19 protein-coding genes and 1 pseudogene are annotated in these 25,685 nt (G+C 61.5%); 7 read left to right on the plus strand and 13 right to left on the minus strand.

Features of this window, described 5'->3' with window-relative positions; all coding sequences use genetic code 11:
* Positions 1-97: 97 nt before the first annotated feature.
* The 3 genes from HV773_RS32465 to HV773_RS32475 all read right to left on the minus strand — a co-directional run bounded on the left by HV773_RS32465 (position 98) and on the right by HV773_RS32475 (position 6,061).
* Positions 98-3,730: a hydantoinase B/oxoprolinase family protein gene (locus tag HV773_RS32465; RefSeq protein ID WP_129564256.1), complete on the minus strand. Its 3,633-nt coding sequence runs from the start codon at positions 3,728-3,730 to the stop codon at positions 98-100.
* Positions 3,731-3,777: 47 nt separating this feature from the next.
* A complete protein-coding gene (locus tag HV773_RS32470; protein WP_129564255.1) occupies positions 3,778-5,085 on the minus strand; it encodes an MFS transporter in 1,308 nt (435 codons plus the stop codon).
* Between the two features lie 151 nt (positions 5,086-5,236).
* A complete protein-coding gene (locus HV773_RS32475; RefSeq protein WP_227875535.1) occupies positions 5,237-6,061 on the minus strand; it encodes a putative hydro-lyase in 825 nt (274 codons plus the stop codon).
* A gap of 168 nt (positions 6,062-6,229) precedes the next feature.
* On the opposite strand from HV773_RS32475, the gene HV773_RS32480 reads away from it, so the two are divergent.
* Positions 6,230-7,162, plus strand: coding sequence for a LysR family transcriptional regulator (locus tag HV773_RS32480; protein WP_129564253.1), 933 nt, complete (start codon positions 6,230-6,232; stop codon positions 7,160-7,162).
* A 176-nt stretch (positions 7,163-7,338) separates the two neighbouring features.
* Here the strand turns inward: HV773_RS32480 and HV773_RS32485 are convergent, their stop codons facing one another.
* The 7 genes and pseudogenes from HV773_RS32485 to HV773_RS32515 all read right to left on the minus strand — a co-directional run.
* Positions 7,339-8,481 (minus strand): patatin-like phospholipase family protein, encoded by a 1,143-nt coding sequence (locus HV773_RS32485; RefSeq protein ID WP_129564252.1) that lies wholly within the window; start codon positions 8,479-8,481, stop codon positions 7,339-7,341.
* Between the two features lie 60 nt (positions 8,482-8,541).
* A complete protein-coding gene (locus tag HV773_RS32490; protein ID WP_129564251.1) occupies positions 8,542-10,494 on the minus strand; it encodes a hypothetical protein in 1,953 nt (650 codons plus the stop codon).
* Positions 10,495-10,502: 8 nt separating this feature from the next.
* A complete protein-coding gene (locus HV773_RS32495; RefSeq protein ID WP_129564250.1) occupies positions 10,503-13,850 on the minus strand; it encodes a WD40 repeat domain-containing protein in 3,348 nt (1,115 codons plus the stop codon).
* On the minus strand, positions 13,847-15,025 hold the full coding sequence (locus HV773_RS32500; RefSeq protein ID WP_129564249.1) for an AAA family ATPase: 1,179 nt from the start codon (positions 15,023-15,025) through the stop codon (positions 13,847-13,849). The genes HV773_RS32495 and HV773_RS32500 overlap by 4 nt, the downstream gene beginning before the upstream one ends.
* 52 nt (positions 15,026-15,077) lie before the next feature.
* On the minus strand, positions 15,078-15,713 hold the full coding sequence (locus tag HV773_RS32505; RefSeq protein WP_129564248.1) for a hypothetical protein: 636 nt from the start codon (positions 15,711-15,713) through the stop codon (positions 15,078-15,080).
* 19 nt (positions 15,714-15,732) lie between these two features.
* On the minus strand, positions 15,733-16,266 hold the full coding sequence (locus HV773_RS32510) for a toll/interleukin-1 receptor domain-containing protein (RefSeq protein WP_160113505.1): 534 nt from the start codon (positions 16,264-16,266) through the stop codon (positions 15,733-15,735).
* Between the two features lie 714 nt (positions 16,267-16,980).
* Positions 16,981-17,475 (minus strand): annotated as a pseudogene (locus tag HV773_RS32515) (TonB-dependent receptor domain-containing protein); the annotation flags it as partial.
* 197 nt (positions 17,476-17,672) lie between these two features.
* On the opposite strand from HV773_RS32515, the gene HV773_RS32520 reads away from it, so the two are divergent.
* A complete protein-coding gene (locus HV773_RS32520) occupies positions 17,673-18,530 on the plus strand; it encodes a glycosyltransferase family 2 protein (protein WP_129564246.1) in 858 nt (285 codons plus the stop codon).
* Between the two features lie 245 nt (positions 18,531-18,775).
* Here the strand turns inward: HV773_RS32520 and HV773_RS32525 are convergent, their stop codons facing one another.
* Positions 18,776-19,609: a 3-oxoadipate:acetyl-CoA acetyltransferase gene (locus HV773_RS32525; RefSeq protein ID WP_174220110.1), complete on the minus strand. Its 834-nt coding sequence runs from the start codon at positions 19,607-19,609 to the stop codon at positions 18,776-18,778.
* Positions 19,610-19,978: 369 nt separating this feature from the next.
* On the opposite strand from HV773_RS32525, the gene HV773_RS37315 reads away from it, so the two are divergent.
* The 3 genes from HV773_RS37315 (at position 19,979) to HV773_RS32535 (ending at position 22,208) form a co-directional block, all read left to right on the plus strand.
* Complete coding sequence (locus tag HV773_RS37315; RefSeq protein WP_257791197.1) at positions 19,979-20,107, plus strand: hypothetical protein; 129 nt, start codon at positions 19,979-19,981, stop codon at positions 20,105-20,107.
* Positions 20,108-20,359: 252 nt separating this feature from the next.
* Positions 20,360-20,872 (plus strand): hypothetical protein, encoded by a 513-nt coding sequence (locus tag HV773_RS32530; protein WP_174220099.1) that lies wholly within the window; start codon positions 20,360-20,362, stop codon positions 20,870-20,872.
* Positions 20,873-21,746: 874 nt separating this feature from the next.
* Positions 21,747-22,208 carry a CHRD domain-containing protein gene (locus HV773_RS32535; RefSeq protein ID WP_129564243.1) on the plus strand — a complete coding sequence of 154 codons (462 nt, stop codon included), beginning with the start codon at positions 21,747-21,749 and terminating at the stop codon, positions 22,206-22,208.
* A gap of 267 nt (positions 22,209-22,475) precedes the next feature.
* On the opposite strand, the gene HV773_RS32540 is transcribed toward HV773_RS32535, so the two are convergent.
* Positions 22,476-23,678, minus strand: a complete 1,203-nt coding sequence (locus HV773_RS32540) for a TIGR03118 family protein (protein WP_129564242.1) — start codon at positions 23,676-23,678, stop codon at positions 22,476-22,478.
* Between the two features lie 329 nt (positions 23,679-24,007).
* Here HV773_RS32540 and HV773_RS32545 point away from each other — a divergent pair, with 329 nt between their 5' ends.
* Together HV773_RS32545 and HV773_RS32550 are read left to right on the plus strand one after the other, a co-directional pair.
* A complete protein-coding gene (locus HV773_RS32545) occupies positions 24,008-24,184 on the plus strand; it encodes a hypothetical protein (RefSeq protein ID WP_160113503.1) in 177 nt (58 codons plus the stop codon).
* Entirely contained in the window at positions 24,181-24,387 is a 207-nt protein-coding gene (locus HV773_RS32550; RefSeq protein WP_129564241.1) for a hypothetical protein, read from the plus strand. The genes HV773_RS32545 and HV773_RS32550 overlap by 4 nt, the downstream gene beginning before the upstream one ends.
* Positions 24,388-24,840: 453 nt before the next feature.
* Here HV773_RS32550 and HV773_RS32555 read toward each other — a convergent pair whose 3' ends face one another.
* Positions 24,841-25,662 carry a hypothetical protein gene (locus HV773_RS32555; RefSeq protein WP_129564240.1) on the minus strand — a complete coding sequence of 274 codons (822 nt, stop codon included), beginning with the start codon at positions 25,660-25,662 and terminating at the stop codon, positions 24,841-24,843.
* Positions 25,663-25,685 lie beyond the last annotated feature (23 nt).

Raw genomic sequence — 25,685 nt, forward strand, 5'->3', positions numbered from 1 at the left:
GCTCTGTCACGTTGCCACCGCGGTAACGTGATATCTGGGCATGAAGGATGCACGTCGTACGAAGGCCGCGCGTGCAGCACGGCCCTCGGCAACGCGCTTACGCCTTCCCGAAACCGCCGCCACCCGGCGTTTCCACCACGAACACATCGCCCGCACCCATCTCGACGCTCGCAATGTGGCCCAATGCGACGACATTGCCATCCGCGCGCTCGACGCGATTGCTGCCCCGTCTTCCCGCGCGTCCACCCGCAGCGCCGAATGGCGCGTGAAGGCGGTTGTTGGAGAGAATTGAGGCGGTCATCGGCGCGAGAAAGCGGATGCGCCGAATCGCACCGTTACCGCCGCGCCAACGTCCTTCGCCGCCCGACCCTTCGCGGATCAGGTGGGACTCGAGTCGCACGGGATAGCGCCATTCGAGCACTTCCGGGTCGGTCAGGCGCGAGTTGGTCATATGCGTCTGTACCGCGTCGACGCCGCAAAAGCCCTCGCCCGCGCCGCTGCCGCCTGCGATCGTCTCGTAGTACTGGTAGCGCGCGTCGCCGAACGTGAAGTTATTCATCGTGCCCTGACTCGACGCCACGATGCCCAGTGCACCATAGAGCGCATTCGTGATCGCGGACGACGTCTCCACGTTTCCAGAGACCACCGCCGCCGGATAGACCGGATTGAGCATCGAGCCGTCCGGGACAATGACCGAGAGAGGCTTCAGGCAACCCGCGTTGAGCGGGATATCGTCGCCAACGAGCGTGCGGAACACGTATAGCACGGCAGCCATGCAAACCGCCTTCGGTGCGTTGAAGTTGTTCGGCAGTTGCGCGGACGTTCCGCTGAAGTCGACGGTCGCGCTACGCGTCGCTGCGTCGACGCGAATGGCGACGTCGAGCACCGCGCCGTTATCGAGTTCGTATCGGTACGCGCCGTCCTTGAGCGCGCCGATCACGCGGCGCACCGCTTCTTCGGCGTTGTCCTGAACGTGCTGCATAAAGGCGAGCACCACGTCGCGGCCGGAATGGGCGACCAGGCGGCGCAGTTCGTCCACCCCCTTCTGATTTGCTGCGATCTGCGCGCGCAGATCGGCCATGTTCTGCGCGACATTGCGTGCCGGATAGCGGCCCGACGCAAGCAGCGCGCGCGTTTCGGCGTCGCGCAGCACGCCCGCCGACACGAGTTGCCAGTTATCGATCAACACGCCCTCTTCTTCGATATGCGATGAGGCGGCTGGCATCGATCCGGGCGTGACGCCACCAATATCCGCATGATGTCCTCGCGAGCCGACATAGAAGAGCGGCTCGGCCGAATCGTCGGCAAACACGGGCGTAATGACGGTCACGTCGGGCAAATGCGTGCCGCCGTGATAGGGATCGTTGAGCATGAACACATCGCCGTCTCGCATCGCACCGCAATTTCGCTCAATGACGGTCTTGATGCTCTCGCCCATCGATCCCAGATGCACAGGCATGTGCGGCGCGTTCGCAATCAGATTGCCCGCGGCATCGAAGATCGCGCACGAGAAGTCGAGACGCTCCTTGATGTTCACTGAATACGCGGTGTTCTGCAGACGCAACCCCATCTGCTCGGCAATCGACATGAACAGATTGTTGAAGATCTCGAGGCGCACCGGGTCGGCCTCAGTGCCGATCGAGCGGCGTGTCGGCAGCGGTTGTCCGCGCGTCATCACCACGTTGCCCTGATTGGTCAGCACTGCCTCCCATCCCGGCTCGACCACGGTCGTGCCATTCTTTTCCGCAATGACCGCCGGACCGTCGAGCACGTCGCCTGCACAGAGCGTCTCGCGCTGGTAGAGCGATGCGTCGTGCCAGCCGCCGCCCGAATACATGCGCACGACCGTTTGCGCGCGCGGCGCTTCGCCCGCCGCGCGCTGCGGCACCGCGCCAACATCGACGGGTGCGTCCGAGCGACCGATGGCTTCGACCGAAGCGAGTTCCGCGACGAGCGGCGTATCCCCCATCAAAAACGCATAGCGCTGACGATACGCGGCTTCGAAAGCGGTGCGCATCGCCTCAACGCTGCCCGCTGGCACTGAAAGCGTCGAATCGGTGCCCTGATAGCGCAGATGAACACGTCTCTCAGTCGTGATACGCGCGGCATCCACACCCTGATCGAGCAGTGCGCTGGTCGCCTCGGCTGCAAGCCCATCAAGCGCGGCTTCCAGGGTCGCTAGCGAAGACTCATCGAGCGCGATTTCGAGCGCTCGCTCGCGCATCGCGGACTGATCCGCCAGCCCCATCCCGTATGCGGAGAGCACGCCCGCGAGCGGATGTGCGAACACCCGCGTCATGCCGAGCGCGTCGGCCACGCCGCACGCATGCTGGCCGCCCGCGCCGCCGAAAGTCGTCAGCACGTACTGCGAGACGTCGTGACCGCGCTGCACGGAAATCTTCTTGATCGCATTCGCCATGCTGCCAATGGCGATCTCCAGGTAACCTTCCGCGAGTTCTTCTGGCGTGCGACGCTGCCCCGTCGCTGCGAAGATTTCATCGGCGAGCGCCTGAAAGCGTTCAATGACAATGTCGCGGTCGAGCGGCTCGTTCGCGTGCGGACCGAAGACGCACGGAAAATAGTCGGGCTGAATCTTGCCGAGCATCACATTGCAGTCGGTGACCGCGAGCGGGCCGCCGCGCCGGTACGCAGCCGGGCCAGGATTAGCGCCCGCCGAGTCGGGGCCGACGCGCAAACGGGCGCCGTCGAAACCGAGCACCGAGCCGCCCCCTGCCGCCACAGTATGGATACTCATCATCGGCGCGCGCATGCGCACACCCGCCACCTGCGTTTCGAATACGCGCTCGAACTCCCCGTTAAAGTGCGATACATCCGTCGACGTGCCCCCCATGTCGAAGCCGATCACGCGCTCGAAGCCCGCCGCCTGTGCCGCGCGCACCATGCCGACGATACCGCCGGCCGGACCGGAAAGAATCGCGTCTTTGCCCTGGAATACGTCGGCGCGTGTCAGTCCGCCGCTGCTTTGCATGAACTGCAGGTTCACGCCCGGCATCTCGCCGGCAACCTGGTCCACATATCGGCGCAGGATCGGCGACAGATAGGCATCCACCACAGTTGTATCGCCGCGCGAGACCATCTTCATTAACGGCGAGACTTCGTGGGAAACCGAGATCTGCGTAAAGCCGATGCGGTGCGCCAGCTCCGCAAGCCCGCTTTCATGCGACGTGTAGCGATAACCGTGAATCAGCACGATCGCGAGTGCGCGAATGCCCTTGTCGTAGACCTCCCGCAGCGCGTGCTCCGCAGCCGCGCGCTCGAGCGGGGCGACCACCTCGCCTTGCGCGCTCACGCGCTCGTCGATTTCCACCACACACTCGTAGAGTGCTTCCGGCAACGCGATGTCGAGATCGAACAGGCGCGGACGATTTTGATACGCGATGCGCAATACGTCGCGAAAGCCGCGCGTGGTGATGAGCGCGACGGGCTCGCCCTTGCGTTCGAGCAGCGCGTTGGTCGCCACCGTCGTGCCCATCTTCACCATCTCGACGTCGCGCGGCGTAATGGGTTCTCCGGCTCGCAGGCCAAGCAAATGGCGAATCCCAGCAACAGCCGCGTCTTGATACTGCTCCGGATTTTCGGAGAGCAGCTTGTGCGTGGTGAGCGTGCCATCCGGGCGGCGCGCGACGATGTCGGTAAACGTGCCGCCGCGGTCGATCCAGAATTGCCAGCGGGAGGGGGTGCAAACGTCGGATGCGTGATCGTGATTCATGGTGTCGTCGTGATGCGATAGGGGTAATGGAATACGCAAGGTGCAAATCAGGCCGATTCGAGTTCGCGGCCGCGCGTTTCAGGCAGCGTGAGTGCGGCGACGATCAGTACGCCATACGCGGCCACGGCGAACATGCCGATGCTCGCGCCGAGGCCGAAGCGGTTCGACATAGCGCCGATCAACACCGGAAACAGTGCTCCGATCGCGCGGCCGACGTTGTAGCAGAACCCCTGGCCCGAACCGCGCACACGCGTCGGAAAGAGTTCAGTGAGAAACGCGCCCATGCCGGAGAAGATGCCCGAGGCGAAAAAGCCAAGCGGAAAGCCGAGCCACAACATCGATGCGTTTGTGAGCGGCAACGACGTGTACGCGAAGGCGATCGCCATTGAGCCTGCCGCGAACAGAATGAAGTTAGGCTTGCGTCCGAGGCGGTCCGTGAGCCATGCGCTACATAGGTATCCCGCGTACGAGCCGGCGATGATCATCGCCAGATAGCCGCCCGTGCCCATCACCGTGAGATGACGTTCGGTCTTGAGGAAGGTCGGCAGCCAGGTCGTGATCGCGTAGTAGCCGCCTTGCGCGCCCGTCGTGAGCAGCGCGGCGCGGACCGTCGTGGAGAGCAATTTCGGAGAGAAGATCTCAGTGAAGCGCGGTGTGTCGTTTGTGTCCCGCTGCTGAACCTTGGCCTGCTCGAACACTTCAGGTTCCTTCACGTAGCGGCGAATCACGAGCACGAGGAGAGCTGGCACGAGGCCGATCAGAAACAACGCGCGCCACGCGATTTCAGGGGCCATCGTGGAGAACAGCACCGCGTAGAGCAGCGCCGCGATGCCCCAGCCAAGCGCCCAGCCCGACTGCACGAGACCGACCGCCTTGCCACGGTCGCGGGCGCGGATCACTTCGCCTATCAGCACCGCGCCCGCCGTCCACTCGCCGCCGAAGCCGAAGCCCATCAATGCTCGAGCCGCGAGCAACTGGCCATAGTTCTGGGCGAGGCCGCACAGACCCGTAAATACCGCAAACCACAGGACGGTGAGCTGCAACGTGCGCACGCGGCCGATGCGATCCGAAAGAATCCCCGCGATCCAGCCACCAAGCGCGGAGGAGAGCAACGTCGTGGTGCCTATAAAGCCCGCGTCCGCGAGCGAGATGCCCCAGGTGGCGACGAGCGTCGGAATGACGAAGGAAAGCATTTGCGTGTCCATGCCGTCGAGCATGTAGCCGATCTTGCAGCTCCAGAACGCGCGCCGTGCGCGTGGACCGGCTTCGGCGTACCAGGAAAGTTGCGGGCTTCCGGTGGTTGCCTGCATGTCGGCGGCATCGTCGACGCTTGCCGTGAGTGTCTTGCTGTCCATCTGCTGCTCCTGGGGATAGACGCATGGGTAACGATTGAAGCCACGCATGAGCGTAGGGATGCGTCATTCCCTCCGGGCTGCGCGGCCGGATGGCTTCAAGGTGCTATGAATCGCGTGTTGTGCAGCGGCGCGGCGCGCGCCGCCGGGATGATCAGAAAATAGCGAGCGACGTGTTGGTGATATCCGTCATCAGCATGTGGCCAGGCGCATGCGCGATCGCAAGCGGCAGCTTCGCGGCCATCAGCGCCGTTTGCGGCGTCACACCGCAAGCCCAATAGACAGGCAGTTCGCCCGCGCGGATTGTCACCGCGTCACCGAACTCGGGGTGCGCGAGATCGGCAATGCCGAGTTCGGCCGGATCGCCGATATGCACGGGGGCGCCATGCACGCCCGGAAAGCGGCTCGTAATCTGCACGGCGCGGATCGCGTCGGCGCCGCGCAGCGGCCGCATCGACACGACGAGTTCTCCGCCGAACACACCCGCGCGCCGGTTGGGGATATGGGTGCGGTACATCGGCACGTTGCGGCCTTCTTCGACGTGGCGCAGGCCGATGCTTTCCTTCGCGAGCATGTGTTCGAACGAGAACGAGCAACCAATCGCGAAGACGACAAAATCGTCCTGCCAGATCGCTTCAATCGATTCGACGCGCTCGCTCATATGGCCGTCGCGATAGACGTTGTACGCGGGGACGTCGGTGCGGATGTCTATGTCGCGACCCAGCATCGGCACGCGGAAGTCACCGGGTTCCCCCACGCCGAGCAGCGGACACGGTTTCGGATTCGCATGACAAAAGCGCAGGAAATCGTGAGCGTACGCGGCGGGCAGGATCGCGAGATTGGCTTGCGCATAGTCGCCGCAGTGTCCGGCCGTCGGACCACGGAAGTCGCCGTGACGAACGGCCTGGCGGAATTCGAATGGAGTCATGGTGTCAGCGGTGCTCTGGTGGGTTTGCGTCGGTTGATTTGCGGTGGCGATGCGTTTTTCTTACCGTCAGGCGAAGCATAGGAAAGAAGGTTTTTTGACGCCAACTAGTTTTCTTTGCCTCCGATGGATAGAATTTCTTAACGGATTAGCGGGTTTTCCCGTAGTCGCGTTGAGTTTTTTGGATCGGTTTGACCCACTGGCAGCGGCCAACTTTGGGCTATGAATACGCGCTTTCTCGAAACCTTCGTCACGCTCGCCAAGCTGCGCAGCTTCCGGACCACCGCGACAGCCCTGCACGCCACGCCTGCCGCGATCTCGCAGCGCCTGAAGGCACTGGAAGACGAACTGCATACCGTGCTCGTCGATCGCGAGAGTCGCGAATTCCGGCTCACGCCGAACGGCGAATATCTGCTCGGCTACGCGAAAGCTGTGGTCGAGGCGACGCGTCAGTTGCAGGCTGCCGCGTCGCAAGAAGGCGCGATGCGCGGCAAACTGCGGCTCGGCGTGATCGAGACGGTGGTGCATAGCTGGCTCGCCGATTACATGCGACGACTCTCGAAAGACTTTCCACAGCTCGAAGTGGAGCTAGCGGTAGATGTGAGTGTGGTGTTGCAGCGGCGTTTGATGGCAGGCGAACTCGATCTCATCATCCGCGTGGAAGGCAGTGACGAAGAATCCGTGGTGTGCGATGCGCTCGCGAATTATCCAGTGCACTGGATAGCGCGGGCGGGGCTACTGCCGCTTTCGCGCAGTGGACTCGCGAAGCGCGTGCTGCGTCATCCGATCCTGACATTCGGGCGCGGGACGGCACCGCATCGCGCGCTGGAGGACATCGTCGGCAAGCTTGCGCTCGCCAACGGCGTGCCGCTCGCGGATACGCGCATCACCGGTTCGCCGTCGATTTCGGTGATCGTGCAACTGGTACGCGACGGCTTCGGCGTGGCGGCGATTCCACGCCTGTTCGTCGATGATTTGATCGCGCGTGGCGAGGTGGTCGAATTGCCATTGCAGCCTTCGCCGCCGTCGATTGTGGTGTCGATGTCGCGACGCGCAGATGCACCGCTTTTCGTGCATGGAGCGGCCAACGCTGCACGCACGGCATGCCACGAGTATTGTGAACACGGCGACGCACGACTGATCGAGCGGTTATAGATTGTGGCTTTGCGCGATTGATGTGAGCGCTGTCTGCACTATATTTTTTTATCACCAGCGCGCTCTTCAGCATCTTGCGCGAGGCAAACTTAGAGGGTGTTAAGTACTTTCCACGACTTTCCGCCTTGGAAGCTTATTTACCAGCAGACGCAACGCTGGATTATTTCGGCGTACGGCTAGACGTTGGCATCGAACGCAGCCGGCAGATGTTCCGCCTTCACCTGGCGTGTCGCCGCACGCTGCCCGATATCCGAGAGTTCCTGCATGGAGCCCGTGTTGTCCATCTCGGCGATCGCTTTCAATCGCGCGTCGTCGTATTGAAGGTCCAGCTCGTGCTCCATCCATTCCCTCTCGAGCAACACGTTGTAGCGCACGTAGGTGGCGAGGTTCGGGCCGTCCTCGCTGTCTTTATGCATGTCGCCAATACCCGCGTCGATAGTCCACGGCGTGAGGGTCGCACTCAGCCATTGCAGCATCATTTGATTCACGCGCTGGCAATCGTCCATCAGCGACTTCAGCGAGCGCACGCCCTGCTCCGCCGGCAGCATGCGCATCACTTCGTCGGCGGGCGCGGTGGACCGTCGCGAGCCCGTGCCGACCGAGACGATCAGCAATTGCTCGCGGCCCGTGCGCCAGCGAAAACCATGCTGATGCAGGATGGCCACCATCAGCAATTGCAGCGCGGGATCGTTGAACGGGCTCACGCCGCCGTCGACGAACACGCCCTGAAGTGGCGCGCCGGTCCTCGTTTTGAGCGTGATGCGCTCGGGCGCGAAGTAGGTCGGCGCGGCCGTGCTCGCGCGGACCACCTGCGAAAGCAGAAGCTTGTGGTCTTGCGCCGCGTACACCGAGCCGGGATGATTGTGCAACGACCACAGCGCGCTGTTGTCGAGGCGCTTGGCCATGATCATCAGGCCGGTACGGATCGCGTCGTCACCGAGCGTGACATTCGCGCCCAGGTTTGCGTTGAGCACGGCCTGGACCCGCGACGCAGGAAATTTCGCGGCAACGAACGGCAGTCGCAGTGGCGAGGTGGCGAAGACGTCCGTGCCGATCTGGCGATACAGCGTCTTCAACTGATCGACCGACATCCCGCAGGCAAGCGCGGCAGCGATGATCGCGCCTGTCGAAGTCCCGCCGATCAAATCGAAGTAGTCGCTCAGACGCAGGTCAGCGCGGCCATGGCGCGTGCGCAGCAGCGCCTCCAGCACGCCGAGATATTCGAGCGTCAGGATGCCGCGTATACCGCCGCCGTCGAGCGAGAGCATGCGCTTGGGCGCGAGTTCCCGATCGAAATGTTGCTCGCGGGTCATGGCCATGACTCTTCTCCCTGGGGCGAGAATGGAGCGTCTCTATTGAAGCTGGTGAGGCAGGTGTCGTTAAGGCGGCGACCCGGATACGGTGAACGACGGCGGCGTGAAGTCGGCCGGAGCACCTTCGTCCGTGCGCAGACGCCGGCGCGTTCGCCGGTACCAGCTCGGCACCGTCCATCCGAACAGCCCCCCCACGCCGCCGCCGAAAACGACCGGGAAATACAGCCTGGAAATGTGGCTGTGCGGTAGGCGCGCGAGGTCGAGCGCCGTCCACTTCATGATGGCGAGTCCCGTCACCGCAAGGCACACCGCCAGCCCCGCGCTTTCCACCCACTTGAGCCAGCGGGGATCGACGGGCCGGGCAGCGAAGTTATCGCAACACCACGCGAGCGCGACGGAGAGCACGATGGACTGGATCAGCCATCGGATCTGAATGTAGAACGGCGTGATTGAGCCTTCGGCAACGAACGTGCGAATGACATAGTTCACCGTGGAAAGCGTGCCAACGGTGATCATGGCGAGCAGACCCGACAGCAGATACGTCCTGATGAGCCTGCGCTGCTCCCCAAGCGGCGCGACGCCCGGTGCAAGCCTTCGCGCGAAGATGGCGCAAGCCGCCGCCACACTCTGATTGATTGCGATGGAGATTCCGGTCGAGAGCCAGGCCACGGTGCCCGCAGTGTGAGGAACGCTCGCTGCCGCGGCGCAGAACAGCAGGACCACGGCAAATCCGTTCACGACCAGCAGCTTCCACGGCAGCGCCGGCGGTGGGGGCGGATCGGGCGGCCGCACGAGGTTGTAGAGCCGGTTAGCGAGCGTGAGCGCAGCCTCGACGTCGTGCCTGCCTAGCAGCCTCACGTGCAGGCCCTGGAGGCTCGCCGCCATGACTTCGCTCGTCAGGACAAAGGTGCGGCCAAGCGGCAGCAGCGCACGGATGCCGTCGAGGCGGCGCTTGGCCTGATCGGCCTTGGCGAGGTCCTCGTTACCCGCAACGAGCAGTACCCAGCTTTCGGGGCTCAGGCAGTGGGAGAAACTCTCGGCCAGCAAGGGTTCGTAGGGGTAGAGTTCGCGCGCGGGCAATGCCTTCCACGACTGTTCCGGTGGAAGCCGTGCCGGCAGGTCGCGCAATATGGGCGCCGCACGCGGGAACAGCAGGTCGAGCCGCCCGGCGCGTGCGGCCACGCGCGCGTAGGCACCGTGCAGCGCAGGGGCATCAGCGGCCGGGGCGATCAGCGTGACCGGCCCCGGCGACCAGTAGCCCGCCAGCCGCGAAATCAGCCGCCGCAGCGAACGCGGGTTGCCCGAGTCGAGCATGACGATCACGAGCGACGCGGGTGTATGGGCATCCGGCCGCGCGTACCAGACGCGGCCCGACACAAAGGCGATAACCGTGGCCCATTGGCTGAACGGCCGGAAGAAGTAATCGTGGATCGAGGAGACCCAGTAACCCCATCCACCGAGCGCGCCCATCGACCAAACCACGGCGGCAAACCACAGGCACTCGTCGGCGGCGAGGCTCGTAATGCGCCCGGCGAACTGCAGGCGGCCCAGCAAACGCGGCAGATACACCAGCGTCGGCACGAGCACGAGCGCCGCGATCACGCCCGAGCAAAGCCAGAAGCCCGGCACCATGCCCTCCAGCGGCGTTGCTCGAAAGCTGCTGTCGGCCAGTTCGTCCACCTGGTCGGCTAGCAGCAACACGAACCTCACAATCAGGAGCGAGCCGCCGCCGTAATAGAACAACGCCCAAAGATTGCGTATCAGCGAGGCGCCATAGGGGCGGTGGTCTTCGACCGAGGCGAATGCCCACGCGATGAGCCACGCCAAACCGATGAAGGTCAGGTTGCTGAGCGGGACTTTCGTGAACGCCACCGGCAGTCCAACGCCGTTGGTCATGGCCGCCGTCAGGTCGATGGCCGCGCCGGCAAAAATGGAAGCGCACAGCGCGATGACGCGCCCCGGCGCGAGCAACGGCGGCAGCTTGAAGCGCAGCACCGGCGGTTCCATGCTCGCGGTCATGGTGTGCTTCATGTCGTGCCGGCCACGGCCGGTGCGCTCAAGCGCCTGACCCGGCGCCGCAGCGTGAATGTGTACGTCCACGCTACGAGCGCGCAGTAGATCAAGCCGACGACGCTGCAGCCCAGTTGATTCTCACGCAAAAAGCCGCGCACGCTCTCCTGGATTGCAGTAATACCGCCTTCGGCGATCGAGTTCGCGCGGCCATCGCTGCCCCAGAGCCGTGCCTGGTCGCCGTCGCCTACCACCATGTAGCGGCCGTCGGGGCTGAATGCCGCTGTCGTAACCGCCCCTCTGACCCGTATCGAATCGCTGGCGCCTGTGTTGGGGTTGCCCGCGGTCACGTCGTAGAGCCTCCCTTTGCCGATCGCCGGCGACGCGTTGCCCTCACTTTCTTTGCGGCTGTCCCACAGTCTCACGTACTGCCCCGAAGCGATCAGGGCTTTGCCGTCCGCGCTTAGCGCGGCCACGACGCTGCTGTCGGGGTCGCGCATCATGAAGGGGGTCGAAGGATCGTCCGGGCGGAGACTCAGCATGTCGTGAAGCTGGGCGCGACCACCGGCTACCGTCAACAGCTGCTCTCCGGCAGGGTCGAATGCCGCCGCCTGGATGTCGCTTTGCCAGCGGTGAGCGACTTCGCCTGTCGCGACGTCCACCGTGCTGATGCCGAATCGTCCCGCCACCACGAGTTCGTTGCCGTCCGGCGAGAATGCGGCGGCGAATGGAAACATGGATATTCTGAGGCTGGACAGTTTTGCCGCGTTCGAGCCCGACGTGTCCCAGATCTGGACCATGCCGCGCAGTGACAAGGTGGCGAGACGCGTGCCTGCCGGGTTGAAGGCGACGCCCAATATAGCCTCGCCGCGGTCGAGCAGAAGGTTGTTGAAGCCGCCGTCGGTCGTATTGAACAAGTGGACCGTGCCGTCGTACGACGCACTGGCGACGATCCGGCCATCAGGGCTGAAGGCGACCGCCGAAACCTGACCATCGTGGGGCGGGAGTTCACGCGAGAGATTGCCGTCCGCGGTATTCCAGATGCGCACATCGCCGTCTGATGCGCCCGTGACCACCCTTTTGCCGTCGGGGCTGAAGGCCACCCTCGTGACGCTGGCGCCGTAATGCCCATAGCCCACCCGATGCTCCGCCTTCGCGAACAACATCGTTGTCCAGAAGTCGCTGAGCCATGCGGGCCGCGCGAGCGCGAGCGCGCACAGTGCGCCGAGCCATAGCAGAAAGCACGCGGCGAGCAGCCAGATCGTGCGCCGAGGTCCCTTGAAAGCGAGGCCCTCGTGAAAGGCGAGCCGCGCGCACGCAGCCCGGATCCAGTCGCGTGCGCCGTCGAGCCGGTCTCGCAGGCCCCAGCCGTCCGCGCGCTGCGCGGCCAACAGCTTGCGCACCCACGGCTGCCATTTCGCGGGGGCGCGCATCACGAGCTGCCGGGCCGTGAGTCCGCTCATATAGCCGAGGTATAAGGTGTCGCCGTCCTTCGCGTCAGGTTTGAACCTGGGCGTGTGCTTGCCCGGCGGCGGTTCGATACTGAGCAGCACGCCGCCGCCCGCGTGCGGATGCAGCGGCGCAAGCAACTCGCGCACCGCCTCGCGGATGCGCTTTTGCGTTTCCTTCGACAATTCCTCGAGCAGCCGCACGCGCAGCCAGTCCGGCATGTGCCCCGCCCTCATCCACGGCAGCCGCGCGAGCCGCCGGTAGTTGCGCGATATGACCAGGCGCAGTTCTGTTTCCTTCCTGACCCCGGCCATTTCGAAGAACGCTTCGCCGAGCAGAAGTGTCAGCTCCCAGCGCATGACGGGCGCAACCGCACAGGCCGCGAGCCACTGATAGCCGTTATCGCCAAGAAAGAGCTTGAGTTGGGCGATCAGTCGCTCGACCTGTGCGATCGGCGTGTCGGAAAGCACGTCCACGCTGCTATCCATGAGCAGGCGCGGATAACGTTGCGGGTCGGCCAGCAGAACATCCGGCAACTCGCCCGAGGCAAGCAGACCCGCCCAGGCGCGCAAGGCATCCTCTTCAAGCGGCAGCACAATGAAGCCGGGGTCGGCAACCCGCTCGGGCTGCTCGATCGACTCTTCGCGCGCGCCCCAGTCGCGCGGTTCGTTCGGCGTGAACAACACCCGCTCGCGCCAGCGGTAAAAGCGCGAGCTCTTCATCCAGTCCGCCCAGTTGCCCTCCTCGTCGGCGAATGCATCGCCGTTGGATACTACGACAAGGCGTTGCCCGACCGGTGGATCGTCGAGGCGGTCGAGCGGCGAGCCCACCGCGCCTTCGCGCCAGCCCTCGCGCCAGCTTTCGGGGTCGGCGCGAACCCAGACCGGGACGCCATCGCCAGTGCGCCGAAAGAGCCTGATCTCCACGTCCAGACCTTCGAGCCGCAGCCGGTCCGCCCACAGATAGAACAGCCTTCCGCGTGGGTCGCTCTCGCCTTCGGTGTCGACCAGCAGCAAATACGACGGTCGCAGCTTGGTGTGGCGGTAACGCAATTGCGGCACGCCGAAGCTGCGCAAAGTGGCTTCGATCGTGCGCCGCAGGTGCAGCGGCGCGCGGCGCGCAAGCGGCGCATGCGTGCTCGCCTCGGCGCGCACGTGGCGCTCGAGCGGCGCAGCGATGTCCCCGGCCAACTTCGGCACCACTTGCTGTGCGGCCTTGCGCAGTAGCGTGGTATCGAGTTCGACATGGCTGCCGTTCTGGCGGCTGCGGCCGTGCGCCATCAAGACCGCCGGCAGACACAGCACGACCAGCGCGAGCAACGGGAACGCGACCGCGCCCCACGCCAGGCTTGGGCGTAGTTCGCGGTTCCAGCGGTACATGGGCAGATAATGGCTCACGCTCGCCACACTGGCGCGCGCGCCGGAAGCCTGAGCGGTATAACCGGCGAGCGCGCTAGTCGTGAGCTCGGCTGTAGACGCAGGATTGGGTTTCGGCGGATGAACAACACGCGGCATGCCGACAGCGATAAACAAAACCAATGCGAGCGTGCTAAGCATTCCGAACTGCCAGCGTCGGCGGGGCGGAAAAAAGCGGTGCCAAAAGCGCTCGAACCACGAGTGAGGTATGCCGCCGTCTTGCTCCGTGTCGCTTCGCCCCGTGACGTCTGACGCCGGTTGAATCCAGTTCGTGAACGCGATATCGAAGCGCTCTTCGTCCAGTGGAGACTGGCAGAAGATGGGGCGCAGCTTGGCCCGCAGCGCCGCCAGCGGCACGGCCTGCTGCCGCTCGTCGAGATACCGCAGCAGCCGGCAGGCGTCGACGAATTGCGACGGTCCCGCTTCGAGGCGGACACGCTGGAGTTCGTCCATGAGCCTCGCGAATCCCGGCTCGCCGGACGTGGCGCCTGGTGTGCTCATGAAGCGGCGCCCCAGTTCGCAAGCGCGTCGTCAAGCAGTTTGCGGTCCTCGCGGTGCTTCGCGACCGAGCCAAGCGTGCGCTGCAGCGGGCGGCGATTGTCGGCGAGCGTGCCTTCGGGCTGAAGCTCCGTGTCGCGTTTGAGCGCGCGCGCCCAGTCGATCAGTTCCGACGTGCCGGATCGATAGTGCATCTGCTCGCCGTGGTGGTCGCGATACTCCACGAAAAAGTCCAGCAGGTCCTCGTAGACCTGCCCTCGTTCGACGGCGGGCGGGCCGCCGCTATTGAGCGGGAATACGCGTGCCAGCAGGATTTTGCGCAGTACGTCCTTGTCTGGGTCCTTGATATGGTAGTAGATGCAGCGCCGCAGGAACGCATCGGGCAAATCGCGTTCCGAATTGCTGGTAATAATGACGATGGGCCTGAACCCCGGGTCGTCGGGCGCGACGATGGTGTGATCCTGAAGCTCGCGAATGCGGAATTCGAGCCGCTCGATACCGTTGAGCAGGTCGTTCGGAAAATCACGGCTCGCCTTGTCGATCTCGTCGATCAGCACCACGCTCGGGCGCGGCTGCGGCTGCGGCTGCGGCTGCGCGCTGCTCACTTGCGCGGGCACGGCGACATCGAGCAGATTCTCGTTGCCCCGCGGCGAGGCGCGCAAAATCGCCTCGCCCAAGGGGCCGAAGGTGATGAAGCGGCGCGGGTTCGTGTCGGGCAATTCGGGGCGCAGGTCTGCTGTGCCGCCCTGCTTGAGGTTTTGCACGGCGGCCCCGGCCTTGAGCATTTCAACCGCGCCGAGTTGCGCGACGAGGTCGTAGCGGTAGAACAGGTCCTGCGCTTCGCTCATCGACTGCGCCTCGAAGCGCAGGACCGGCGAAAGATTGAACTCCCACGCCACCCGGTCGGCAAGCTGACTCTTGCCAGTGCCCGGCCGCCCGGTGAGCAGCAGCGGTTTGCCGAGGATGATCGCGGTATTGACCGCCTCGGCCAGTTCCGGATTCGCCGAATAGCCCTCCGGATGGTCCTGCACCAGGCGCTCGCCCGCGCCGTCGTCCAGCGCGCGGCGCCGCCAGGGGCCAATTTCGCCGCCCCACGGCGGACCGGCGTGCGGCAACGCCCGCAGTTCTTCGCGAGTACCATGACCGATAAACACCATGAAGGGTTTCGAATTCTGCATGGTTGCGCTCCCCTAATTGCACACGGGCGCTGGCGGCACCCGCACGCAGACATCAATGTGCCGACAGGCCGCCGCGCTTTGCGGGGCTGCGCGCGGACAAACAGCAATCGCAGTGCTCGGCCTCATGCTGCAGTAGCGCCTTCACGGACTTGTGCACTTCGTCGTTGAGCAACAAGCGCGTGTCCTTGTCGCTCGAATAGGGTTTGCCGCTGTTGAGCTTGTGCCATGCGAGCTTGCGCGACTCCTGCATTTTTCCAACCAGCCAGTACTCGACCCGGGTGACGAAGCCAAACCAGATGGCTAGCTCGGGTTCGTGATCGACCTGCACGCCAGCTTTCTTTTCGGCCTTTTTGCGCTGGACTATGTAATCGATCTCGCACGACACGCGCTGGTCGTCCCACTCGGTCCCGCAAAAGTAGTAGTCAGAAAAGAAACCGATGAAATCCGTGATGCCGTGAAGCACTTCCCTCACTGCCGGAATCGAATTCTGGTCCCCGGCCAGCCGGCTCGAGCATGAATCGATCACGCTGATCGGAACGTCGTGGGCGTCGCGAGGAATAACCTTCAGCTTGCGCAGGAAAATATCGACGCAACTCTTGGCCATCTGGTCGTCGTCGGGCACCCAGGACATGTAGAGCACGCGCGGTTCGCGCACCTTGTCCTGAACCTTCGTCTTGAACTTTGTCATGGCGCCCCCCGTTGCCGGATCAGTTGCCCGCCTGCGCGGGCAGCGTCCTTTGCAGCCTCACGCTCATTTCGTGAATCTGGTCCGCAAGGCGCACCGGATTTTCGAGATCGAGACGAACGAGGCGCAGGTTTGGGTCGAATGGTCCGAGGAAAAGCAGGTCGCTGACTCGGGAGAGTTGGGACTCGCCGCCATCCGCGTCCCTGAGCGTGCCTGTGGGATGGGCTGCATCGAATATCAGGTAGTGCGGATTCATCGCCTCGGCGAGCACAAACAACAGGCGCGGCGTGCCCGTTTCCTGATAGCGCCGGACCGCATAATCCAGCTCTTTGCGGCACCACTCGGAAAGCCAGTAATCGTCGCAAAGCAAAACAATGAAATGACTGGTTTTGTCGAGATTATTTTTTATTATTGTTTCGAAACGATCGGCGGCTTGAATATCGGAGTCGTCGAGGAAAAGCGTAAAGCCCAGTGGCCCTGATATAGGCAACAGGTGGTTATGAAACTTTCGAGCGATGCGCGTCCATGGGTCGCCGTGGCGATAGGAGATGAACACGTGCGAAGCCAGTATGGGTGTGGGCATTTTCGAACGGCACTTGGCCCCCATGGAACGGAATTCGAAACCCTGGATTGAAAATGCAGAGTTTCTTTGAACGCCACCAAGCCTAATCAATATAGACATGGTAAGCGGGAACGTCCAGACCTTTTATTTATACGATCGGCTAATAAGCGCACCGGATATGCTTAATTAAAAATACTCATTCTTGATTTTATAGCCTCGTCGCCGACCGATCAGCATAAGACGCACCTCGGCAAGCAACGACCAGCAATAGCCTCCGAAGACTGTAGAAGCCGATAGAAACCGGCAGTTTTTTGTTCGCCCAGAGAGTGCAAGAATCTGGATATATGGCACGACTGTTCTTCTTCCCGCTACTGACAAACGCTATATCAGATTCATTTCAAACAGGTAAACGTTTCGCCGCGATGCGTGCGGCAGCGAACAGATGATAGACAAGGGAGTGGATGCCGCAGCCAAGCTGTATTCACTGCTCTAAACCGCAAACCTCAACGGCATCGATATCGAAGCGCATCTGCGATTCGTACTCGCACGTATCGCCGGCCATGCAATTACCCGCGTCGACGCTAAAAATCCATAAGGCACGCTTCCATTGCCCGTCCGATTCACATAGGTTACCTGCCCATGTTCCGTGACCTGCATGCCATTGCTGACCACGTCGCCGTTGTAGTAGCGCTGCGATGTCTTGTCGTTCTGGATGAAGTTGTCGACCTGATCGCTAAATGCGCCAACCCTCACGCGATTGCCCGGTGAGATCGTCCAGACGACGCCGCCCTCCACATTGGTCGAGCGTTCGGGCGCGAGCGCCGCGTTGCCCTGTGTTGGGTCGAACAACTGGTCCAGCGACGGGAATCGAATCTTGCGCGACCAGGATGGATACGGCTGCAGCCAGCCGGTCAGGTCATACGTCGCGCCGAGCATCCATTGATTGCCGTTATCCTGCGCAACCGACGTGTCGTAAATCTCGTGACTCACGCCGGCCGTCAGGTGCAAACGGGTTAGCGGATCAACCCGGTACTCAAGCGCAGTCGAATACGTGCGCGCAATGTTGTATTCATTGAGTGCGCCGAACGCGTAGGTTGGGCTGCTGCCGCTGCCGCCGCTCCCGCTGCCCGCGGTCACCGCAACGTTGCGAATGTATCCGCTCAGGTCGTCCTGCTCCTCTCGAAAGTTGAATGCCCCAGTCACGCTGCCGAACCGGAGAAGTCGTATTCCGCCTGCGCCCGCCCACCGCTCACGGTCATGTCGTCGATCTCGTGATACGTCTGAACGCGCGCGTCCGTCATCGTCGAATACCTTGTGGGGTATGCGTCCTTTTCGTGCAAAATCCTGCGTAATCGCTTGCTAAACCGCTCGTAGCACGATAACGCGACCTTGCAGTTCCTGTGCAGTCGATTGATCCGCAAGCCTTTGAACGATCGACGCTTTCCCGAACAAAGTGTCAGATTTTTCACGATTCGAACGATTACCCCAACCTCTGCTGGGAAATGCGCAATATGAAAAAAATAGCCGTGGTGACGCCCTATTACCGTGAGCCGATTGAAGTTTTGCAGCAGTGCCATGAAAGTGTGCTGACTCAGCAGGTGCATGCCGACGTCGTGCACCTGATGGTCGCGGACGGGGTGCCGAACGACGCGATCGATGCCTGGAAAGTCGAGCACATCCGGCTACCCAGGGCGCATGGAAACAATGGCAACACGCCAAGAGCGGTTGGCGCCTTGCTCGCGGACGCACAGGGATGCGATTTCATCGCTTTCCTCGATGCCGATAACTGGTACCACCCCGGACATCTGTCGAGCCTGCTGCGCATGCACGAATCGTCACGGGTCGACATCTGCAGTTCGCTGAGGACCTTTCATCGGCTCGACGGTTCGAACCTGAATGTTTCGGAAGCGGGAGAGGATCAGCTCCAGCATGTCGATACGAGCTGCCTTCTATTGCATCGCAATGCGTTTCCGTTGAACAACGTATGGTTCCAGATGCCGAATGAGATCTCGCCGATTTGCGACCGTGTGTTCCTCAGGGCTGCGCTTCATCAGCGACGCAGTATCGCCTCAACCCAGCAAAGAACGGTTGCATTTAGAACGACTTATGAAGTCCATTATCGGACAGCACATGAAGTGGCACCGGAAATCTGCAAGTCAAAGGAAGAGGATGTACGCAAGGCACTGTCGTTTCTGATGTCGGTGGAAGGCGTACAGAAAACGGTGGAGAAGCTGGGCTTTTGGTCCGCCTCGTGGTGAACGCCTTCCGAGAAGCTCTGTGATTTCTCCGAATCGGCGGCCGGCTTGCAGAGACAGACCAGGAATGGGTAACTTCGCCAGCAGTAGCTCGTGCGATCGCTTCCATACGCCGGACTTCCGCCATTCGTCGTTGAGCACATCCGGCTTGAGATTTGGTTGGTCCAAGTTATCCTTTTCTAGTTGCCCGTGGGCTGACCAGCCGGCGGAGATCCAACGCCGGGAGTCAGGATGACTAACACACCTGATCACCCCACAGGCCTAAGCGCCAAAATCTCACGAGCCTGCTTTGCCGTAGCAACCGGCCGTCCAAATTCGCCACACAGCGAAGCCACCCGTTCAACCAACTGAGCATTGCTTTTCGCAAGCGTATCTTTATCCCAGCGGACGTTATCTTCCAGACCCGTGCGACAGTGGCCGCCCATTTCGAGCGTCCAGCGGTTCACCTCCAACTGATGACGGCCAATACCCGCGGCAGTCCACGTCGCCGTCGGCAGCAGCTTGTTCAGCTGCGCGACTTCAAATTCGAGGATTTCGCGCCGGGCTGGCAATGCGTTCTTCACGCCAAACACGAACTGCACGTGAACGGGCTCCTTCAGCAGACCTTGCTGCACAAGATCCACGGTGCTGTAGAGCATCGCCAGATCGAAGATTTCGATTTCGGGCTTCACATCGAGGTCGAGCATCGTCTGCGCTAACGAGCGCACGAAATCCGGCGGATTTTCATAGACGATGGTCGGAAAATTCACCGAGCCGGTTGCCAGCGATGCCATATCAGGCCGCAAATCGAGCATTGCGCCGCGCTGCTCGAACGACCGGCCGCGCCCGCCCGTCGAAAACTGGATGACGATGTCCGGGCAATGCTTGCGGATGCCTTCCTGAAGCGCTGCGAAGCGGTTGCGATCGGAACTGGAGCGCTCCTCTTCGTCACGCACGTGCAGATGCACGAGTGTCGCCCCAGCCTCGTAGGCCTCGTGCGTACTTTCGATCTGCTCGGGCACCGAAATCGGCACGGCCGGATTGTCCTTCTTGCGCGGTACGGAACCCGTAATGGCTACGGAGATGATGCAGGGCTGCTTCAAGGTCGAACTCATCGTGACACCTTTTTCAATGTACAGATATCAGGCTGCTTGCGTCGAAGGAACCCTGAACACAAGCAGGCCGAAGCGCCCAAGGATAGGCGGACGCTGGTCGGACAGCAATATTTCGAACTGTGGTGGAGCGCGTTTATCGCACAGGTTCGTGCGATAAACGCACATTTTTCGGGTTTGCACCGAGAGCCAGCCTCCCGCCTTCTACTGGTCTTCAATAACTTAGCCATACGAATCAATCAGATTGCCAAGACCGACAAGTGCAAGCGGCCGACCTGGCTCCGATGCAACTTCGCGGGAGAGCTCGCCAATTTAATCATAAAATGTACCATTTAGTTAAATTAGACGAATTGCACTGGCATGTCCAAGCAAGCAAACACAGAACCAATCTCCGCGCCGGCCCGGATTGGCTTTATCCTGGCCGGCCCGCTTCTGGCGCTTTACTTCACCATCGGCGGCGGCATGCTCATCGCGCGCGGCGGCAGCTGACATTACCTCCTGGCGGGTCTTGCGCTCTGCGCAACCGGCGTTCAGCTCGGCGGTATGGTCTGTTCGACCAGACGACGCAGGTGTTGCATGCAGAGAGAGAAGCGCCCAGGCGTGCGCCATAGGGCGCGTGCCTGGGCGGCGAGAGGGGGAGTTTGCACACGCCGGATCCTGAACGCATGATGCGGGTAAAGTAGGACTATCAGGCGAACTCAGTCGCCAAGGATGCGTTCGCGATATCCGTGGGAGAGACCGATGAGAAAAGGCATCTCACTCGCGTTGACGCATGGAGCGTGCATCATGACGCTCGTGCTCGGCGCTTGCGCACAACCCGAGCAGCGCGTGCAAACAGGCATGAATGAGCAGGCGATTATCGCGAAGCTCGGTCCGCCAAAGGAGACGTACGACCTGCCCAACGGCGGCAAGCGTCTTATGTGGCCCACGCAACCCATGGGGATGACCACCACCGCCGTCGATCTCGATGCATCGGGAAATTCGACCAGTGTGCGGCAAGTGCTTAAGGAAACTGAGTTTTACCGCGCCGAAGTCAACAAGTGGACGCGCAACGACGTGCTGGTCGCGTTCGGGCGCCCGTTCGAGACGGTGTATTTCAAGCGGATGGATCGAGAGGTGTGGTCGTATCGATACATGGAGAGCAACGTCTTCCACATGATCTTCAATTTCTACTTCGACCCGCAGGGCGTACTCAGGCAAACGCAGAAGCAGCCAGACCCGAAATACGATCCGAGCCAGAGCAACAAGTTCTGAACGAAGACGGATACGCAAACCGATCCGAACGGCTTCGCATGGAGCGTGCGGGGTACGCTCGTGCACACCATGCTACTGGCGAATGCGCCAATCCGCCTCGTTCCTCAACAGGAGATGCCACGGTCACAGGGCTAAAATGCGTCTTCGAGGCCGCGTGGAGGCAACCCGAACCGATGGCTGGCATGCAGCCAGTGCTCATGGCCCGCATGCGCAAACCCCTGCATTACCCGCTTGATGTGATCCTGACTTGCGTTCGCTGATATGGGGCCTATCCGCTCAGCCTGCGAAACCTTCAAGAAGTAATGGCGGAACAACGGCGCTCTACAAACTTGCGCCGGGCAGTTCTATTCGTTGTCGGCATAAGTAGTCCTAGGCATATCAGGATTGCAGCGTAGCGAGTCACTTTTCCGTGTGATCCAGCCCTTCACCCAAGCAGGCATCGCTACTGCGCGGGGGGAATAATAGATAGGCGCGGCACGTTAGTAACTATGTCGACGCCTGCGTTCGCGATGAACCGCGTGACGCGTCCGCAATGCACGCACGGCTCGGCGTCGTCGGTAACAGCGCGGATAATGCCTCGCCGGATTGCCTTCCACGGGGCTTCCTGCGAGCTTCCCAAGAGGAAATCATCATGAAGCGGTTTCGGATGGTTCTTGCGTGTCTCGTTTGCCTCGGAATGGCTGCGGTTTCCGGGTCCGTTGCCGCGAGCGGCGATACGAATCAAGGCGGCAATGGCGCGTCGAGCACTTCAACCGATTCCTCAGGCGGTGGTTATTGAGTGCCGCACGCCGTATGCGCAGTACGTCGCCAGGCCTCTACGCGATCCGCTGCATATGCGATGCGCGTGCGCGGCGATGTCTCGAGGAGATAGCTGATGAGTGCATTCCAGTTACGGCGCGCTATTCTCGCGCTTGCCTGCGCCTTATGCGCTGGAGGAGTGAGCGTCGCGCTTGCGGCACCCATATCATTTTCAGTTTCGCTCAACGGCTCGGAGCAGGTGCCCTCCGTACAGACCAAGGGCACCGGAGACGCGAAGCTTACATACGACCCCGAAACACGTCAGGTCACCTGGAACGTAACGTACAAGGATCTTTCAAGTCCGGTGACGATGGCGCATTTCCACGTTGGGGCAGCGGGAAAGAATGGCAAACCTGTGGTCTGGCTAACGAAAGTGGGTAGCACCAGCACCCCCATTGAGGGCCCCATCAAAGGCGAGACTACGATGACGGCCGATGAGGCGAAGGAATTCGTTGCGGGCGACTTGTACATCAATGTCCACACGAAGGACCACCCGGATGGCGAGATCCGCGGTCAGGTAATGCCGCCGAAGCAGTAGTGGTTGTGGGAAGGCGCGCGTCAGCAGCGCTCTGGCGCGCATTGCCTCAGAAGTACATCGCAGCACGATGCGTGTTCGTCAACTTGAGCGCACAAATGCCAATCCAGACGTGCACACGTTCGCCAATCGTCTAGCCGTTCAGCTTGAACATTCGCCGCTGGGGAGTCAGCTCAGGAAACTGTCCACCCGCATGGCAAGCATGGTCTTGCGAAAGGAACATGGCCGCTCTCACATAGGGAGCGGCCATCGACAATTGTGCGCTCAGCGCTACATGCCCACGCCCATCCCTCCGCCCGCACTTGTGCCGGCGCCAGAACCCGCACTTGTGCCGGTGCCAGAACCCGTGCTCGCGCCTGCGCTCGACGCTGGACTCAGATCGATCCTTCCATAGACGCCATTGGCTTCGTCATTCGGGCCCGCTGCGAAGAACAGCGTACTGGAAGGTTGATTACTGACGTCGTTGCCGAACCCAATGCCCCAGACGCCGTGCTCGACAATCGAACTGCCGTTCGAGCCGGAGAGCGGTCCCATCGACCGCCCGCTCGATGCATTGAACGCGTTGATCGTACCGTCGCCGAAATTGCCGATCAGTATCGCGCCGCTCATCGTGCCGAAGTTTGCGGGTGCCTGTGCAATGCCCCACGGCGCGTTGAGCGGGGCTCCCGTTGCGAAGTGCTGCTTCAGGTTACCCGCTGTGTCATACACATCGATCATGCCAAGTCCCGCGCCCGCGACATCATCGTGTTTGGCCGAGTCTTGCATTGCGTACGTGACGAAGAGGTTCGAGCCAATCGCCTGAATGCCGAACGGCGCGAAGCCGGCTGGAATTGCCGGATCCGTGAAGGTGCCGGGCATCGCGACCTTTTTGAATGAGGTATTGAAGACGTCGATCTTGTTGTTATGGAAATCCGTTGCGTAGAGGAAGTTGTTATTGTTCATCGTTGCGAGTGCGAGACCCTTGTACACGGCGCCTCCCGTTCCGTCGTCGTACATGACGAACGCGTTGGTGGGCCCAACAGCGGGTGCCCACGCGGTAATGCTTCCGCCCTCACCCGCGAAGATGAACGCAGCGACGCCGGACTTGCCGTTCTCCGTGACGGTGAAACTTTGTGTGCCGTTGAAGACTATGCCAGTGGGCGATGCCGTGCCGTTCATACCGTTGGGTATTGCGACTATCAGCGATTGCGGGACGCCATTGCCGTCGTAGAGCGTCGCGACATTGGTGCCGTTGTCCGCAACCCACGCGAAACCTTTCGGATTGAAGGCGACACCCCACGGGTTTTTCAGATTCGAGTCGATGTGCGGGGCAGCCACCGCGCCATCGGAGACAAGGGCCGTCGGCGTGAACGATGACTGGACGGGTGGGCTTGCACCGCTCGAACTGGAACCGGAGCCGCCGCCGCACGACACAAGAGTCGCGATAGCCGCGCTGCATGCTACAACGGTGAATACGGCGAGTAGAGACTTCATGACCGTACTCCTTGCTCCCAAGACCTGACGGTCAAAGAACGAGGCGGACGCGGGACTTATTCCGGAAGAACAGGCCTTTTTTCACAGGTGATCCCGAGACATCGCAGTGGCTGAACTGACTAGATAAAAGTGAATGCCGATTTGATCGCGTTGCCCCTCATACAACTCGATTCGAGCCAGTGGGATTGCCTGGACTGGCAAGACTGGTTCGAACACTTCGGCGTGCAATACGAGACGAGATCCCCCGCAATGCACTTACCTTTAATCAGGTGACGCTATCGTTCAACGCGGCATTACAGGGGCTTGGAGTATCGCTTGGCGGGGATTTCATGGCACGTCAATCGATGGACTCCGGTGCATTGTTGAGTTTTTCTTTCAAAGGCGCCAGAAGCGCACTGCGCGCACTCGCGCCGAATCTCGTTGCCCGCCCGCGCCGCCAACTTGCAGCAACTGGGTATCTGGATCAAGATCAAGTCGTGTTGCGAGGAACAGGCGACTTTCCATGACCGACCATCCCGAAACCGATCTCGATCCTGATGCCGACCCAGACAAGCTGAAAGGTCCCGGCGGCATGACGTTAAGACAAATCCACGAGCAAGTGCAGAAGAGCGTTGAGCGGGATCGCGAGGCGCACCACTCGTTCGTTCCCCAGCAGAGCCGGTGGCAACGATGGGTCCGGTATGTTTGGGGCCGCAGTGGTCGGCGCTAAGCGCTGCTTGACTCAACGCTGTCGTCGGAAATCACCTCCCCTACAATCAGTCGCGGGTCTGTCGACCGAGTGTCGGATATAGGGGCAAACCTGCCGGCTTTACGGCAAGCTTGGCGTCGCGTCAAACAAGCGAAGTGAACCGCACCGTGAATCGTGGAGGCCGATTGGTTTAAGTTAATTCGGGTTCGCCGGCTTGCCTGCGGAGGGCTGCGGTGCCAACCCTGCTGGAAATGCAATCTAGAGTTGGCGTCCGGGACCAGAAAGCCGGTACTTTTCCATCCTGCAGGTTAAATCAACGGGCTCGTATGCACTCGTCAACTCGCGAGCCAGTTTGAGTCTGCTTTCGAGTACCTGCGGCGAATATACGATCATGGCATTCCGCCTTGTGAGCGCCCGGACATGCGACGGACCAGTCCACCTTCATGGCGTGGTCCGCCGCGTGGTCAGCCATCCTTATTTCAGCCTGTCCATGAACTCACGAACGCGACTCGCGACGTGAACTCGCATCTTCTCGTCGCTTCGACGCTCCCGCTTCAACTTCAATGGACCATCACCCATCGCCGCATGGATTGCCTCACGCCATGAAAGGCTTTCATTGAGAGCTGAAAGCGCATTGTATTGAGGCGGTTGATTCGGATCGACCCAGAGAATTTGCTGCCAGTCCCCGCTTTCATCGATATACGAGATATAACCACCTTTAAGCAAGTCGCGCGGGCGCGTAACGCTGCCAGTGTAGCTATAGCTGACACCAGCCGCACCTGTGGTGTCGTAGAAGTCTGGTGTAATGAAATCGGAAACCGCGATCCCGTTTATTTCGTACGCAAACTGATTTGCTTCACATGGATCGCAAACCTCCACCAGGTAGCTGAATTCGCCGGTGGTATCAGCAACGCCATCGCCCTCGATAGCGATGGCCTGCGAAGACTGCATGCGGTTGCCGTAAGGATCAACAAGCATTTCACACATTTCGTGACTGGCATCGATGGTCCAAGTCGGATCATCCGGGGAGGCGATGACTTCGGCGTAAGGCTGTTTGCGCTTGTCCTGGTGGAATCCTCCCTCACCCGGCGGCAGCGCCTTGACCAGGTAAATCGGCCACGAATTGGGCGGTAACACTTTCGCGTTGCTCGCATAACTAACCGTGGCTGTTGTCCCACTCCAGCACCCGGGCAAATGCTTCGACGCTTGCAAACTTAGCGCCGCAGCTGCATTTTGAAGTAACGCGGGGTCGATCGCCTTGGTTTTGTCAACGAGTACGACCTGATGAAGAGTCATTGCCTTCTCCTTCCTGGTACTAC

The sequence above is a fragment of the Paraburkholderia caffeinitolerans genome, assembly GCF_902859945.1.
In the GTDB taxonomy this organism is placed as follows: Bacteria; Pseudomonadota; Gammaproteobacteria; order Burkholderiales; family Burkholderiaceae; genus Paraburkholderia; species Paraburkholderia caffeinitolerans.